The sequence below is a fragment of the Streptomyces sp. NPDC007971 genome (genome assembly GCF_042958635.1).
Taxonomy (GTDB): Bacteria; Actinomycetota; Actinomycetes; order Streptomycetales; family Streptomycetaceae; genus Streptomyces.
The window spans coordinates 44,498-58,276 of the sequence record NZ_JBIBJK010000013.1; the positions used below are offsets into that span (position 1 = coordinate 44,498).

16 protein-coding genes are annotated in these 13,779 nt (G+C 73.1%); 8 read left to right on the top strand and 8 right to left on the bottom strand.

Features of this window, described 5'->3' with window-relative positions:
- Positions 1-45: 45 nt before the first annotated feature.
- The 3 genes from ACFZCP_RS26615 to ACFZCP_RS26625 are packed head-to-tail and all read right to left on the bottom strand — an operon-like array spanning position 46 to position 1,396.
- Positions 46-228 (bottom strand): hypothetical protein, encoded by a 183-nt coding sequence (locus ACFZCP_RS26615; RefSeq protein ID WP_362689420.1) that lies wholly within the window; start codon positions 226-228, stop codon positions 46-48.
- Positions 228-1,004, bottom strand: coding sequence for an SDR family NAD(P)-dependent oxidoreductase (locus ACFZCP_RS26620; RefSeq protein WP_391430990.1), 777 nt, complete (start codon positions 1,002-1,004; stop codon positions 228-230). Before ACFZCP_RS26620 ends, ACFZCP_RS26615 begins: the two co-directional genes overlap by 1 nt.
- 53 nt (positions 1,005-1,057) lie before the next feature.
- Positions 1,058-1,396 carry a YnfA family protein gene (locus ACFZCP_RS26625; RefSeq protein WP_361118342.1) on the bottom strand — a complete coding sequence of 113 codons (339 nt, stop codon included), beginning with the start codon at positions 1,394-1,396 and terminating at the stop codon, positions 1,058-1,060.
- A 151-nt stretch (positions 1,397-1,547) separates the two neighbouring features.
- Here ACFZCP_RS26625 and ACFZCP_RS26630 point away from each other — a divergent pair, with 151 nt between their 5' ends.
- Together ACFZCP_RS26630 and ACFZCP_RS26635 are read left to right on the top strand one after the other, a co-directional pair.
- On the top strand, positions 1,548-2,018 hold the full coding sequence (locus tag ACFZCP_RS26630; protein WP_391430994.1) for a hypothetical protein: 471 nt from the start codon (positions 1,548-1,550) through the stop codon (positions 2,016-2,018).
- Positions 2,019-2,072: 54 nt separating this feature from the next.
- A complete protein-coding gene (locus ACFZCP_RS26635; protein WP_362689430.1) occupies positions 2,073-2,552 on the top strand; it encodes a MarR family winged helix-turn-helix transcriptional regulator in 480 nt (159 codons plus the stop codon).
- Between the two features lie 189 nt (positions 2,553-2,741).
- On the opposite strand, the gene ACFZCP_RS26640 is transcribed toward ACFZCP_RS26635, so the two are convergent.
- Positions 2,742-3,155 (bottom strand): winged helix-turn-helix transcriptional regulator, encoded by a 414-nt coding sequence (locus tag ACFZCP_RS26640; RefSeq protein ID WP_391430999.1) that lies wholly within the window; start codon positions 3,153-3,155, stop codon positions 2,742-2,744.
- 134 nt (positions 3,156-3,289) lie between these two features.
- Here ACFZCP_RS26640 and ACFZCP_RS26645 point away from each other — a divergent pair, with 134 nt between their 5' ends.
- The 5 genes from ACFZCP_RS26645 (at position 3,290) to ACFZCP_RS26665 (ending at position 8,246) form a co-directional block, all read left to right on the top strand.
- Positions 3,290-4,180 carry a zinc-binding dehydrogenase gene (locus ACFZCP_RS26645; protein WP_391431002.1) on the top strand — a complete coding sequence of 297 codons (891 nt, stop codon included), beginning with the start codon at positions 3,290-3,292 and terminating at the stop codon, positions 4,178-4,180.
- A gap of 89 nt (positions 4,181-4,269) precedes the next feature.
- Positions 4,270-5,355 carry a CE1758 family FMN-dependent luciferase-like monooxygenase gene (locus ACFZCP_RS26650; RefSeq protein WP_391431005.1) on the top strand — a complete coding sequence of 362 codons (1,086 nt, stop codon included), beginning with the start codon at positions 4,270-4,272 and terminating at the stop codon, positions 5,353-5,355.
- Positions 5,352-5,981, top strand: a complete 630-nt coding sequence (locus tag ACFZCP_RS26655; RefSeq protein WP_391431008.1) for a CE1759 family FMN reductase — start codon at positions 5,352-5,354, stop codon at positions 5,979-5,981. The genes ACFZCP_RS26650 and ACFZCP_RS26655 overlap by 4 nt, the downstream gene beginning before the upstream one ends.
- A gap of 118 nt (positions 5,982-6,099) precedes the next feature.
- The gene (locus ACFZCP_RS26660; protein ID WP_391431013.1) at positions 6,100-6,834 is read left to right on the top strand and encodes a response regulator; all 735 of its coding nucleotides are present in this window, start codon (positions 6,100-6,102) and stop codon (positions 6,832-6,834) included.
- Complete coding sequence (locus tag ACFZCP_RS26665; RefSeq protein ID WP_391431016.1) at positions 6,834-8,246, top strand: ATP-binding protein; 1,413 nt, start codon at positions 6,834-6,836, stop codon at positions 8,244-8,246. Before ACFZCP_RS26660 ends, ACFZCP_RS26665 begins: the two co-directional genes overlap by 1 nt.
- 314 nt (positions 8,247-8,560) lie before the next feature.
- On the opposite strand, the gene ACFZCP_RS26670 is transcribed toward ACFZCP_RS26665, so the two are convergent.
- Both ACFZCP_RS26670 and ACFZCP_RS26675 read right to left on the bottom strand, forming a co-directional pair.
- Positions 8,561-10,381 carry a phosphatidylglycerol lysyltransferase domain-containing protein gene (locus tag ACFZCP_RS26670; RefSeq protein WP_391431568.1) on the bottom strand — a complete coding sequence of 607 codons (1,821 nt, stop codon included), beginning with the start codon at positions 10,379-10,381 and terminating at the stop codon, positions 8,561-8,563.
- A gap of 115 nt (positions 10,382-10,496) precedes the next feature.
- Complete coding sequence (locus tag ACFZCP_RS26675; protein ID WP_362689453.1) at positions 10,497-10,778, bottom strand: hypothetical protein; 282 nt, start codon at positions 10,776-10,778, stop codon at positions 10,497-10,499.
- Positions 10,779-10,857: 79 nt separating this feature from the next.
- On the opposite strand from ACFZCP_RS26675, the gene ACFZCP_RS26680 reads away from it, so the two are divergent.
- A complete protein-coding gene (locus ACFZCP_RS26680) occupies positions 10,858-11,688 on the top strand; it encodes a M55 family metallopeptidase (protein ID WP_391431020.1) in 831 nt (276 codons plus the stop codon).
- 316 nt (positions 11,689-12,004) lie between these two features.
- Here ACFZCP_RS26680 and pstB read toward each other — a convergent pair whose 3' ends face one another.
- Together pstB and ACFZCP_RS26690 are read right to left on the bottom strand one after the other, a co-directional pair.
- The gene (gene pstB, locus ACFZCP_RS26685; protein ID WP_391431023.1) at positions 12,005-12,829 is read right to left on the bottom strand and encodes a phosphate ABC transporter ATP-binding protein PstB; all 825 of its coding nucleotides are present in this window, start codon (positions 12,827-12,829) and stop codon (positions 12,005-12,007) included.
- Between the two features lie 35 nt (positions 12,830-12,864).
- Positions 12,865-13,773, bottom strand: coding sequence for a sortase domain-bontaining protein (locus ACFZCP_RS26690; RefSeq protein WP_391431026.1), 909 nt, complete (start codon positions 13,771-13,773; stop codon positions 12,865-12,867).
- Between the last annotated feature and the right edge of the window lie 6 nt (positions 13,774-13,779).

Below are 13,779 nucleotides of genomic sequence, written 5' to 3' on the forward strand. Positions count from 1 at the left end.
GGTGCCGGGCGGGCCGGGTGCCGGGCGTGCCGGCGGGCCCGTGTCTCACTTCGCGTGGCGGACCGCGTAGATCATCACGAACGCCACGAAGTGGATGCCGAAGAGGAAGTAGGCGAGGAAGTACCAGACCTGGCGTTCGTCCTTCGTCTCCTGGGCCAGGCGGCGTTTTTCGGCGGAGTCCGCCGCGGGGGCCGCGGCGGACTCCGTGGCCGGGTCCTCGGCGGGCATCACAGCTCCCGGTGGACCTTCGTGTTGGAGGCCTGGGCGCGCGGGCGCAGGACCAGCAGGTCGACGTTGACGTGGCTGGGGCGGGTGACCGCCCAGGTGATGGTCTCGGCCACGTCGTCGGCGGTGAGCGGCTCGGCCACGCCCTGGTAGACCTTGGCGGCCTTGTCCGCGTCGCCGCCGAAGCGGGTGAGGGCGAACTCGTCGGTCCTGACCATGCCGGGGGCGATCTCGATGACGCGGACCGGGCGGCCGACGATCTCCAGGCGGAGGGTCTCGGCGAGGACGTGCTCGCCGTGCTTGGCGGCGACGTAGCCGCCGCCGCCCTCGTAGGTGCCGTGGCCGGCCGTGGAGGAGACCACGACCACCACGCCGTCGCCGCTCGCCTCCAGCTTCGGCAGCAGGGCCTGGGTGACGTTGAGGGTGCCGAGGACGTTCGTCTCGAACATCGTGCGCCAGTCGGCCGGGTCGCCGGTGGCCACGGGGTCGGCGCCGAGGGCTCCGCCGGCGTTGTTGACGAGGACGCCGATGGTCTTGAAGGCCGTGGCGAACTCGTCGACCGCCGCGCGGTCCGTGATGTCCAGCTGGTAGGCCGCCGCCGAGTGGCCCGCGGTGGTCAGTTCCTCGGCCAGGGCCTCGATGCGGTCCTTGCGCCGGGCGGTGAGGACGACGCGGTAGCCGGCCTCGGCGAGCCGGCGGGCCGTGGCGGCGCCGATGCCGCTGCTCGCACCCGTGACCACGGCGATGCGGGAGGCGGCGGACGGGGCGGCGGGGGCCATGGGCTGCTCCTGGGGAGTAGAGGGGTCGGCGCTGCGTCCAGCGTAGGCGAGCCTCAGCTGCCGTTTCGCGGCGCCCACATGATCACGGCCATGCCGGCGAGGCAGATCAGGGCGCCGGTGATGTCCCAGCGGTCGGGGCGGTAGCCGTCGGCGACGACGCCCCACAGGATCGAGCCGGCGACGAAGATTCCGCCGTAGGCGGCGAGGATGCGGCCGAAATGGGCGTCCGGCTGGAAGGTGGCGACGAAGCCGTAGGCGCCGAGGGCGAGCACTCCGCCGGTGATCCACAGCCAGCCGCGGTGCTCGCGCACGCCCTGCCAGATCAGCCAGGCGCCGCCGATCTCGAAGAGCGCGGCGACGACGAACAGGGCGGCTGAGCGGAGGATCACCATGGCGGCAGCTTGGCACGCGGGTGTGGTGTCACCTGTTGGAGGGTGCCTGCGGACCGGTCCGCGTGGCATACATCCGTACGGCATGCCGACGGGGAGGTGCGGCATGCCGCAGGGATGTGCGGCATACGGGACGACAGGTGAGGTGAGTGGCATGCGGATGGGACGTTGGGTGTCGGGTGTGTGCGGTGCCGTGGTGGTGGCCGCGGGAGCGGCGGGGCCGGCCGGGGCCGTCGCGGCGCCGGAGGCCGATCTGGTCTTCCACGGGAGTGCCGTGATGAAGGGGGACGAGATGGAGGTGCGGCTGACGCCGGGCAACAACGGTCCGTCGGACGTGCAGGACGCGAGTGTGCTGCTGCGCTGGTCGGTGCCGCTGGCCGGGGTGCAGCGGTTGCCCGGGGGGTGTGCGCGCACGGACGAGCGGACGGTGGTGTGCGAGACGGGGGCGCTGGCCGTGGACGGCGCGGGGCAGCAGATCAAGGTGGCGGTGCGGCTGGGGAAGCATCCGGCGGAGGTGACGCTGGAGGTCGCTGCCTCGTGGAACGGGGGTGTGGTGGACCGGGACCGCACGAACGATCAGCTGAAGGTCCTGGTGCTGGGCACCGGGGACGCGTACGCGTTCTGAGGGGCCGGGGCCGTCGTACGATCTCTGCACCACGCAGACGAAGGGGAGTGCGGCATGGCCGGTGAGGGGACCGGGCGGCCCGGGCTGCTGGCGGAGCTGTCCGTGGTGTCCCGGCGGTACATGGCCTCGTACGCCCTGTTCAACCAGGCGGTCGCCGACCGGATCGGGCTGCATCCGACGGATCTGCAGTGCCTGAACCTGCTGACGCTGGAGGAGGGCCCGGTCACCACCGGGCGGGTCGCGGAGCTGACCGGGCTGACGACCGGGTCGGCGACCCGGCTGGTGGACCGGTTGGAGCGGGCCGGGTACGTGGTGCGGCGGCGGGATGCGGCGGACCGCCGGCGGGTGCTGGTGGTGACGGTGCCGGAGAAGATCGCCGAGTTCGGCCGGATGTGGGACGCGCTGGCCGGTGACTGGTCGCGGATCTTCGACGAGCTGGACGACGCCGAGCTGGCGACGATCGTCCGGCACATGCGGCGGACGGTGGAGTTCGGCGGGGAGCAGATCGCGCGGCTGCGGGAGGGGCGGGTCTAGGGCAGGTCCAGGGCGCGTGCGGGACACGTCCAGGGCGCGTGCGGCACAGGTCCAGTGCCTTTCCCGCGATCCGGCGAGGCGGGATCCGAACGGCAGGTTCCGGGGCCCGCCCGGTCCGGCGGGTCCCGTCGGACCGGACCTCGGGCGTCCCGTCGGACCGGACCTCGGGCGTCCCGGTCGGGCCAGGTCTCAGGCGTCCTCGTCGGGGTGTGTCCCGTCGTAGTGCTCGCGGGCGGCGCGGACCTCGTCGAAGTGGGTCTCCGCCCACTCCTTCACCGCCATGAGCAGGCCGGCGAGGCTGTGGCCGAGCGGGGTGAGTTCGTAGTCGACCCGGACCGGGACGGACGGGGTGACGGTGCGGGCGACGATGCCGTCGCGTTCCAGGGCGCGCAGGGTCTGGGTGAGCATCTTGGGGCTGACGCCGGCGATCCTGCGGCCGATGTCGCTGTAGCGCCGGGGGCCGGCGTGGAGGGCGGAGACGACGAGGCTGACCCACTTGTCGCTGAGCCGGCCGAGCAGCTGGTTGGTGGGGCAGCTGCGCAGGAAGGCGTCGTAGTCGAGACGGGCCTGCTCGCGTCGCTGGGCGGCGGTGGTGGTCGCCATGGGCTCTCCTCCGGGTCTCCTACGCACTTCCAGGTAACTACTTACCAATCGATAGTAGCTCTCCTAGGGTTTGTGCTGCGGCCGGGAAATTGCCGTGAAGCTCATCAAATACCTTGAAATCGGGGAGAGTTGACATGCGTGCTGCTGTGGTGACGACGTTCGGCGGTCCGGAGGCCGTGGAGATCGTGGACGTGGCGCTGCCGGAGCCGGGGGACCGGCAGGTGCGGATCGAGGTGGCGGCGGGCGCGGTCAATCCCGTGGACCTGGCACTGCGGGCCGGCGTCTTCGGCGGTGCCGGCGAGACCCTCGGGCTCGGCTGGGACGTCGCCGGGACGGTGGACGCGGTCGGGCCCGGCTCCGCCTGGCGGGTGGGTGACCGGGTGGTCGCGCTGGTGCCGGGTGTGACCGGCCCGCTGGGGGCGCACGCCGAGTACGTCGTCGTGGACGCGGACGCGGTGGCCAAGGCACCGGCGACGGTGGACGAGGTGCACGCCGGCACCCTGCCGCTGAACGGTCTGACCGCCGCGCAGGCACTCGACCTGCTGGAGCTGGCGCCGGGTGACTCGCTGCTGGTCACGGGTGCCGCGGGTGCGGTCGGCGGGTTCGCCGTCCAGCTCGCCGCCCGGCGGGGGATCGCGGTGACCGGGCAGGCCCGGGCCGGTGACGAGGAACTGGTGCGGTCCTTCGGGGCCGCGGACTTCACGGCCGAGGGCGTCGCGCCGAAGAGCGTGGACGCGGTGCTGGACGCGGCGATGCTCGGCGAGCCGGCGCTGGACTGGGTGCGCGACGGGGGTGCGTTCGTCAGTGCCCAGCCGGGCCGGCAGCCCGCCCCGGTGCGCGGGGTGCGCACGGAGGCCGTCATGGTGCGTGCGGACGGGGCCCGGCTGGCCGATCTGGCCGCACTGGTGGACGAGGGGGCGCTGAGCCTGCGGGTCGCCGGGACGTACCCCCTGGCCCGGGCGGCGGAGGCGCACGCACGGCTGGCGGAGGGCGGGGTGCGCGGGCGGCTGGTGCTGGTGCCCTGAGGGGGCTGCCGGGGGGCTGGAATATCGCAGGGTGGGTGACCGTTGGAGAGGTATAGTTGAACGGTCAACCACTTGGAGGATGAGCGGCCATGCAGTTCGGGATCTTCACGGTCGGCGACGTCACACCGGACCCCACCACGGGTCGTACGCCGACCGAGCGCGAGCGGATCAAGGCCATGGTCGCCATCGCGCTCAAGGCCGAGGAGGTCGGGCTCGACGTCTTCGCCACCGGCGAGCACCACAACCCGCCGTTCGTCCCGTCGTCCCCGACGACGATGCTCGGCCACATAGCGGCGCGGACACAGAAGCTGATCCTCTCCACCTCGACCACCCTGATCACCACCAACGACCCGGTGAAGATCGCGGAGGACTACGCGATGCTCCAGCACCTGGCCGACGGCCGGGTGGACCTGATGATGGGGCGCGGGAACACCGGGCCGGTCTACCCGTGGTTCGGGCAGGACATCCGCGAGGGCATCAACCTCGCCGTCGAGAACTACGCCCTGCTCCACCGGCTGTGGCGCGAGGACGTCGTCGACTGGGAGGGCAAGTTCCGCACCCCGCTGCAGGGCTTCACGTCCACCCCGCGCCCGATGGACGACGTGCCGCCCTTCGTCTGGCACGGCTCCATCCGCTCCCCGGAGATCGCCGAGCAGGCCGCGTACTACGGCGACGGCTTCTTCCACAACAACATCTTCTGGCCGGCCGACCACACCAGGCGGATGGTCGAGTTCTACCGGAAGCGCTACGCCCACTACGGGCACGGAACGCCGGAGCAGGCGATCGTCGGTCTCGGCGGCCAGGTCTTCATGCGGAAGAACTCGCAGGACGCCGTCCGTGAGTTCCGCCCGTACTTCGACAACGCGCCGGTCTACGGGCACGGGCCCTCGCTGGAGGACTTCACCGAGCAGACCCCGCTGACGGTCGGCTCCCCGCAGCAGGTGATCGAGAAGACGCTGAGCTTCAGGGAGTACGCCGGTGACTACCAGCGCCAGCTGTTCCTGATGGACCACGCGGGGCTGCCGCTCAAGACCGTGCTGGAACAGCTCGACATGCTCGGCGAGGAGGTCGTGCCGGTGCTGCGCAAGGAGTTCGCCGTCGGGCGCCCGGCCGAGGTGCCCGAGGCGCCGACCCACCGGTCGCTGCTCGCCGGGAAGGAGGCGATCACCGTATGAAGCTCGTCGTCGTGTCGGCGGGGCTGAGCGTCCCGTCCTCCACCCGGCTGCTCGCCGACCGGCTGGCCACCGCCGTGGCCGGCCGGGCGTCCGGGCCGGTGGACACCCAGGTGGTCGAGGTGCGCGACCTCGCGGTCGAGATCGCGCACAACTTCACCAACGGGTTCCCGGGCCGCAAGCTGGTGGACGCCCTGGACGCGGTGACGCGGGCGGACGGGCTGATCGTCGTCACCCCGGTGTTCGCGGCGTCCTACAGCGGGCTGTTCAAGTCGTTCTTCGACGTACTGGACAAGGACGCACTGACGGGCAAGCCGGTGCTGATCGCCGCGACCGGCGGCACGGCCCGGCACTCCCTGGTCCTGGAGCACGCGCTGCGTCCGCTCTTCGCCCACCTGCGGGCCGTGGTCGTACCGACCGGCGTCTACGCCGCCTCGGAGGACTGGGGTGCGCAGGGACTGCCGGAGCGGATCGAGCGGGCGGCCGGCGAACTGGCCGCCCTGATGAGCGGGCTGTCGGGCGCCCGGCCGAGCCCGTCCGCGCAGGAACGGCCGGCTCCCGTGGAGGTCGCCGACTTCACCGTGGTGCCCTTCGCGGAGCAGCTCGCCGCACTGCGACCCACGGGGTGAGAAGACGGTAGGGCCGGGCGTGCGGTTGCCTGTGTGACGGTGAGAGGGCGGTAAAAAGCGTGATCGTAGGGCCATCGGGCCCGGGCCAACCGGGACCGGCCTTGGCAGACTGGGTGACGTGCCCCAGACTGTGCTGCTCGCCGAAGACGATCGTGCCATCCGTCATGCCCTGGAGCGTGCCCTGACCCTGGAGGGGTATGAGGTGACGGCGGTGGCCGACGGCGTGGAAGCGCTGGCGCAGGCCCACAGGACCCCGCCGGACATCCTCCTGCTCGACGTGATGATGCCGGGCATCGACGGGCTCCAGGTCTGCCGGGTACTGCGCGCCGAGGGCGACCGCACCCCGATCCTGATGCTCACCGCCCTGGTGGAGACCGCCGACCGCATCGCGGGCCTGGACGCCGGCGCCGACGACTACGTGGTCAAGCCCTTCGACGTCGAGGAGGTCTTCGCCCGGCTGCGGGCGCTGCTGCGGCGGACCAGCCCGGTGCCCGCGGGCAGCGCCGGCGCGGGCCCCGCGGGCGACAGCGGGCGCGAGGCACAGAGCTCCGACCGGCAGGTGGAGGCCGCGGGGATCCGGATGGACCTGCAGGCCCGGCGGGCCTGGCGCGGCCCGCGTGAGCTGGAGCTGACCCGCACCGAGTTCGAGCTGCTGGAACTGCTGGTGCGCAACGCCGGCATCGTGCTCGACCACTCCACCATCTACGACCGCATCTGGGGCTACGACTTCGGTCCCGGCTCGAAGAACCTCGCCGTGTACGTCGGCTACCTGCGCCGCAAGCTGGACGAGCCCGGCGCCGCGCAGCTGATCCACACCGTGCGGGGCGTGGGTTACGTGCTGCGGGAGGACTAGTGGGCCGCCGCTGGCGGCTGCCGGCCGGGCCCCGGCCCAGGCTCGTCTCCCTGCGCACCACCTTCGCGGTGTCCTTCGCGGCCGTCACCGCCGCGGTCACCATCCTCGTCGGCATCCTGTCGTACGGCTCCGCAGCGCGCCTGGTCCGGGTCGACCAGCAGTCGGTGTTCACGCAGGTCGTGCAGGACGTGCGGGACGAGGTACGGCAGCACGAGATGGTCCCCGAGGACTTCTCCTCCTCCCGGCCGGGCCACGACCTGGTCCGGCCCGCCCGCACCGATGTGCAGGTGCTCGGCGCGCAGGGGCAGATCGTCGACCACGGCAGCCCGGTGCTGCCCGTCACCTCCGGGGACCGGGGCGTGGCCACCGCGCGGGCGGCCGGCCGGGTGGTCGAGCACAAGGACGTCCGGGTCGGCGATGACCTCTTCCGCATCGCCACCGTCTCGCTCGGCGACGGGAAGGGCGCCGTCCAGGTCGCCCAGGAGTTCAGCGACACCGAGGATCTGCTGCGCGCCCTGCAGCAGCGCACGTTCATCCTGATGTCCGCCGTCGTGGTGGCCGCGGGACTGTTCGGCTGGTGGCTGGCGCGCCGGATCACCCGGCGCCTGGTGGTCCTCACCTCGGCCGCCGAGGACGTGGCCCGCACCCGGCAGCTGGGGATCGAGGTGCCGGTCGCGGGCCTGGACGAGGTGGGGCGGCTCGGGCGTGCCTTCGACCGGATGCTGGGCCGGCTCGCACAGTCGGAGGAGGACCAGCGGCGGCTGGTCCAGGACGCGGGGCACGAACTGCGCACACCGCTGACGTCGCTGCGTACGAACATCTCGTTGCTGCGCAGGATCGACGAGCTTCCCCCCGAGACCCGGGAGGACCTCGTCGCCGATCTCACCCAGGAGGCCCGCGAGCTGACCGACCTGGTCAACGAGCTGGTCGATCTCGCGGCCGGGCAGTCCGACACGGAGCCGCCGCAGCGGCTGGACCTCGCCGACCTCGCCGAGGACGTGGTGGGGCTGGCCAAGCGGCGCACCGGGCGGGAGATCGTGCTGCACACGAGCGGGGCCACTACGACCGACGGGCGGCCGGGGATGCTGCAGCGGGCGATCTCCAACCTGGTCGAGAACGCGGCGAAGTTCGACCGGGGCGGCAAGGCGCCGATCGAGGTCAGGGTCTCGGGGGCCGCGCGGGCGGGGACGGTGCGCATCGAGGTGCTGGACCGGGGGCCCGGTATCGCCGAGGGGGATCTCATCCGGATCTTCGACCGGTTCTACCGGGCCGCGGATGCGCGGTCGCTGCCGGGGTCGGGGCTGGGGCTCTCGATCGTGCGGGAGGTTGCCATGGCGCATGGTGGGGCGCCGTTCGCCTTCCGGCGGGAGGGGGGCGGGGCCGTCATCGGGTTCACGGTGAGTGGGGGCTGAGGCGGCCCCTGTCTGTCACCGAGGCGACCGCCGGCACCCTCGTCACCGCCAACGCGGGCGCGCTGACGTTCCGTCTCACCGTGCCCGGCAGGGCGGCCCACGCCAGTTCGCGGGACGCCGGGGTCAGCGCGATCGACGTACTCGGCCATCAGCGGGGAGGGATCGGCGTTGCGGGACGTCTCCAGCCGGGCCAGCGCCTCGTGGAGCGGCAGACGGGCCCGGGGACGTGCGGGTGGCGCACAGTCCCCGGGAGCGCGTGTCCGTGTCCGAGGTGGTGGCCGTGGCCCGGGCGCTGGCGCTCACCGTGCTGCGGTCTACCGGGGTGAGGTGACCTCCGGGGCGTCCGGCTGCCGGCGCCGGGTGAAGGCCGGCAGGGCGGGCGGGGTCAGGAAGCCCTCCGCGCGGGCGCTGGCCAGGCCGATGCGGGGGATGTCGCTGCTCTTGGCGAAGAGGAGGAAGCGGGGCTCCCACACCGGGCGGTACTTGGCGTTGGCACGGTAGAGGGACTCGATCTGCCACCAGCGTGAGAAGAAGGTGAGGATCGAGCGCCACAGGCGCAGGACCGGCCCGGCGCCGAGGCGGGAGCCGCGCTCGAACACCGAGCGGAACATGGCGAAGTTCAGCGACACCCGCCGCACGCCCAGCTGCTCGCCCTGCAGGAGCAGCTCCACGACCATGTACTCCATCAGGCCGTTCTCGCAGTCGCGGTCGCGGCGCATCAGGTCCAGGGAGAGGCCGTGCTCGCCCCAGGGGACGAAGCTGAGCAGGGCGCGGGGCACGTCGTCGGCGTCCAGGCACTCCAGCATCACGCAGCGGCCGTCGCCGGGGTCGCCGAGGCGGCCGAGCGCCATGGAGAAGCCGCGCTCGGTGGTGCCGTCGCGCCAGTGGTCGGCGCGGTCGATGAGCAGGGCCAACTCCTCGTCGGGGATGTCCTCGTGGCGGCGGATGCGGACCGTGTAACCGGCCCGGCGCACTCGGTTGTGGGCCTGGCGGACGACGCGCATCGCCCGGCCGTCGAGGGTGAAGTCGGCGAGGTCGACGATCGCCTCGTCGCCCAGTTCCAGGGCGTCCAGGCCGTGGCGGGCGTAGATCGTGCCCGCCTCCTCGCTCGCGCCCATGACGGCCGGGGTCCAGGCGTGCCGGCGGGCCTCGGCCAGCCAGGCGTCGATGGCGCCGGGCCAGGCCTCGGGGTCGCCGATCGGGTCGCCGGAGGCCAGGCTGACGCCGCCGATGACGCGGTAGGCGACGGCCGCCTTGCCGCTGGGGGAGAACATGACGGCCTTGTCGCGGCGCAGCGCGAAGTAGCCGAGGGAGTCGCGTTCGCCGTGCTTGTCGAGGAGGCGGCGCAGTTGCTGCTCGTCCTCGACGGCGAGCAGGCTCTCGCCGCGCGGGGCGCGGAAGCAGGCGTACAGCACCAGGAGGAAGGTCGCGGCGATCAGGATGTTGACGATCACGTCCGCCCAGCGGGGGGCGTGCACGGCGTCGACCCGGTCGGCGAGCGGGCCGACGCTGACGCCCCGCAGCACGGTGTAGGCGATCTCGTCCTTGAGGGTGGCGCCGGGCAGCGTGTTCGTCGCGTGCACCAGCAGCGTGCCGAGCGTGCCGCTGACCAGCGTGCCGCCCGCGCCCACGGCGAGCGCGAGGCGGGGGTTGGAGCGGTCGCCGATGGCGTCGAACTCGCGCCGGCCGATCAGCAGGGCCGCCACGAACAGGCCGGTGAGCGTCACGGAGAGCCAGTTGAAGACGTGCTCGCGGTAGGGGGCGCGGGTCAGGGCGAGGACGTAGAGGCCGAACAGGGGGCCGGCGAGCAGGAGGTTGAACACCCAGGCGGCGCGCTTGCGGCGGCGCATCACCACCGCGAGGAACAGGGCGAGCGCCGCGGAGATGAGTCCGGCGGTGGCCAGGTACGGAGTGAAGAACTCGCCCGCGTTGTGCTCGTGCACCTCCTCGCGGAACGGCAGCGAGAGGACGGCTGCGATGTTGAGCACGGCCTGCAGCCGCAGGTACCAGACGGTGGCCGCTGCTGCGCGCCCCCGCAGCCGGCCGTCGCCGGACGGCAGAGCCGGAATGGGAAGGCGGGGCCCGCGCTGTGCGGGGACCTGTGGTGTGGCCGGGGTCGACTGACGTGCGGGCATCGACTGACTCGCGGGCATGGTGACGGGCACCTTGGGGGAAGGGGACGGGACACTTGACCCTACAGCTCGTAGGGGAGCGGGGGTACGGGCTTGCACATACCCGGTGCACAGGTTCTCATCCCGGGCGCTGGGTGCCGCGCCGGGCGGCCGCCAGCACCCAGGCCAGGTTGCCCACCGCCGCCCCGGCCGCCACCGCGGCGACGATCACCCCGCCGGTGGCGAGGCCGTCGCTGAACAGGTGCGGGCGCCGGTCGAGGCTGTGCAGCCCGAAGCCGCACAGCTCGTAGACGCCGACGGCGGCGACGATCAGGCTGACGACCAGCAGGGTCAGCGTGGGGCCGAGACTGCGCGGGCCGAGGTCCACCGATGGGTTCGGCTCCGTTTCCGTGTCCTGCATGGTGTCCCCCGTTGAACAGACGTGTGGCCGTTGGCGGTTGGGAACCTACAATACGTAGGGTCGGGTTAGGGTCGGTGCCGTGCGGATCTACATCAGCGTGGACATGGAAGGCATCACGGGGCTCGTCGACGCCGACGACGTCCAGCCCGGCGGGCGGGACTACGAGCGGGGCCGCTCCATGATGGCCGAGGATGTGAATGCGGCCGTGCGCGGCGCGCTGGCGGCCGGGGCGAGCGACGTCCTGGTGAACGACGCACACGGCCCGATGCGCAACCTGCTGCCCGAGGCACTGCACCCGGCGGCCCGCCTGGTGCGCGGCAGACCGAAGCGGATGGGGATGCTGGAGGGGCTCGGCGCCGAGCACGACGCCGCGCTGTGTGTCGGCTACCACTCCCGGGCCGGCGCCCTCGGTGTCCTCAGTCACAGCTTCATGGGGCACGAGATCGAGGACATCTGGCTCGACGGCCGCCCCGTCGGGGAGATCGGCCTCGCCCACGCCACCGCGGCGGCCCTCGGTGTCCCGGTGGTGGCCCTCACGGGTGACGACGCGGCGTGCGCGGAGATGGCGGCGTGGGACGCATCGGTCGTCACCGTCCCGGTGAAGTACGCGCACGACCGCTTCGCGGCCCGGCTGCGTCCGGCGGGCGAGGCGCGCACGGCCATCGAGGAGTCGGTCGCGCGGGCACTGGCCGCACCGCCCGGGCGTCCCCGGGTCCCGGCCGGCGAGGCCACCCTCGCCGTGCGCTGGCAGTCCGCCTCGGTGGCCGCGACCCTGCTCGGCATACCCGGGGTGACGGCCGACGACAGCCGCACGGTGCGGGCCAGGGGCGAACTTCCCTCGCTCTACCGCTTGTTCGGTGTGTGGATGCGGGTGGCGTCGTCGCTCACCGACCAGCCGCCGTACTGCTGATCGGCTCGCCGGGGCAGTCGCGGGGCAGTCGCGGGGCAGCCGAGGGGCAGTCGCGGTACGCCGTCGGTCGTCCGCGCCGTCGTGGTGGCCGGTTGCGCAGTTCCCCGCGCCCCTTTTGGGGTGGTTGTGCTCGGCTGGTTGTCTGCGGCGTCGTGGTCGTTGGTTGCGCAGTTCCCCGCGCCCCTTTTCGGGGTGGTTGCGCTGGGTGGGTTGTCCGCGGCGTCGTGGTGGCTGGTCGCGCAGGTCCCCGCGCCCCTTACGGGGCGCGTGTTTTGCCCGTCGTGCAGTGTTCCGCGCCACCTTCTGGGCGTGTGTCTCAGCCGAAGCGGCCCGCCACGTAGTCCGCCGTTCGTTGGTCCGTCGGCGCGTTGAACATCTGCTCGGTCGGGCCGTGCTCCACGATCCCGCCGGGGGTGCCCTGTTCGGCGAGGAAGAAGGCGCACTGGTCGGAGACGCGGGCCGCCTGCTGCATGTTGTGGGTGACGATCACGATGGTGACCTGGCCCGCGAGGTCGTGGACGGTCTCCTCGACCCGGCGGGTGGACGTCGGGTCGAGCGCCGAGCACGGCTCGTCCATGAGCAGGACGCGGGGACGCACGGCCAGCGCGCGGGCGATGCACAGACGCTGCTGCTGGCCGCCGGAGAGCGCACCGCCGGGCTGCCGCAGCCGGTCGCGGACCTCCTTCCACAGGCCCGCCCGCGTCAGCGACTCCTCCACCAGTTCGTCCTTCTCGCGGCGGCCCGCCCGGGCGCCCGTCAGCTTCAGGCCCGCCACCACGTTGTCGTAGATCGACATCGCCGGGAACGGGTTGGGCTTCTGGAAGACCATGCCGATCCTGCGGCGGGCGTCGGTCAGCCTCCGCTCGGGGGCGTAGATGTCCTCGCCCTCGAAGAGCACCTCGCCGCCGAAGGCCGCGCCCGGGATCAGCTCGTGCATGCGGTTGAGGGTGCGCAGGAAGGTCGACTTGCCGCAGCCGGAGGGGCCGATCAGGGCCGTCACCCGGCCCGCGGGCATGGTCAGCGACACCCGGCTGAGCACCTGGTGCGCACCGAACCAGGCCGAGACCGCGCGGGCCTCCAGGGTGGCGGGCGCGGCGCCGGGGGCGGCGCTCGCGACGGGCAGTACGGCGGTGTCGGTCATGGTGGGCACCTCGGGTTTCAGCGGGTCGCAGCGGGTCACAGCAGGTTCGGGAGCAGCTCGGTGGTGCGCGTGGCGACCTGGAGGCCGAGCACCGCGACGACCGGCGCGAAGACGATCCACGTCTGGTGGCGGCCCCAGCGGTGCCAGGTCCACACGGCGGCGACGGCGGCCAGCAGCAGCGCCTGCAGCCACAGCACCAGCGGCCAGGGCACCCCGGAGGGGCGGGCCAGAGGCTGCTCGGACTCCGGCAGGGTGCCGGAGCGGATCACCGCCGCCGGCGTCTGGAAGGGCCCGGAGACCAGGTCGGCGTCGACGCGCAGGACACCGGACGGCATGAACCGGGTGCCGGCCGCGGTGACCAGCACCAGCCGGCCCTTGCCCGCTGCGGGCGGCACGGGTGCCGGGTCGCCGGCCCGCCGTACGTCGATCACCTGGTAGCGGGCCCGGCCCTGGCCGGTGGTCACGGTGAACGTGTCGCCCTGGGCGAGACGGTCCAGCCGGCCGAACGGGCCGCCGTACGCGGCCGCCCGGCCCATCAGCACGCTGGTCCCGGACTGCCCGGGCATCGGGGTGTCCCGGCGGTGGCCGGGGCCGTCGGTCAGGACGGCGGAGTCGGTGCCTTCCAGCACCACCTGGCTCAGGGACAGCCTCGGCACGTCGATCAGCGCGACGGGCGTGCCGGGCGCGAGCAGCCGGCCGTCCATGTCGGTCTGGGACACCGGGGCCGTGCCCAGGGCGAGCTGCGCGCGCAGCTCGTCGAACGCGGCGTGCTGGGCGCTGTGCTGCTGGCTGCCGCTGACGAGCAGCAGCTGGGCGGTGACGCCGAGCAGCAGCGCGGCGAGGCTGAGCAGGCCTCCGCGGGCCAGGTGGCGCACGGCGGTGACGCCGCGGACGCGGGTGCGCGACGCGGCCGGTGCGAGCGTGGTCGGTACGGCGACGGCCACGGCGGC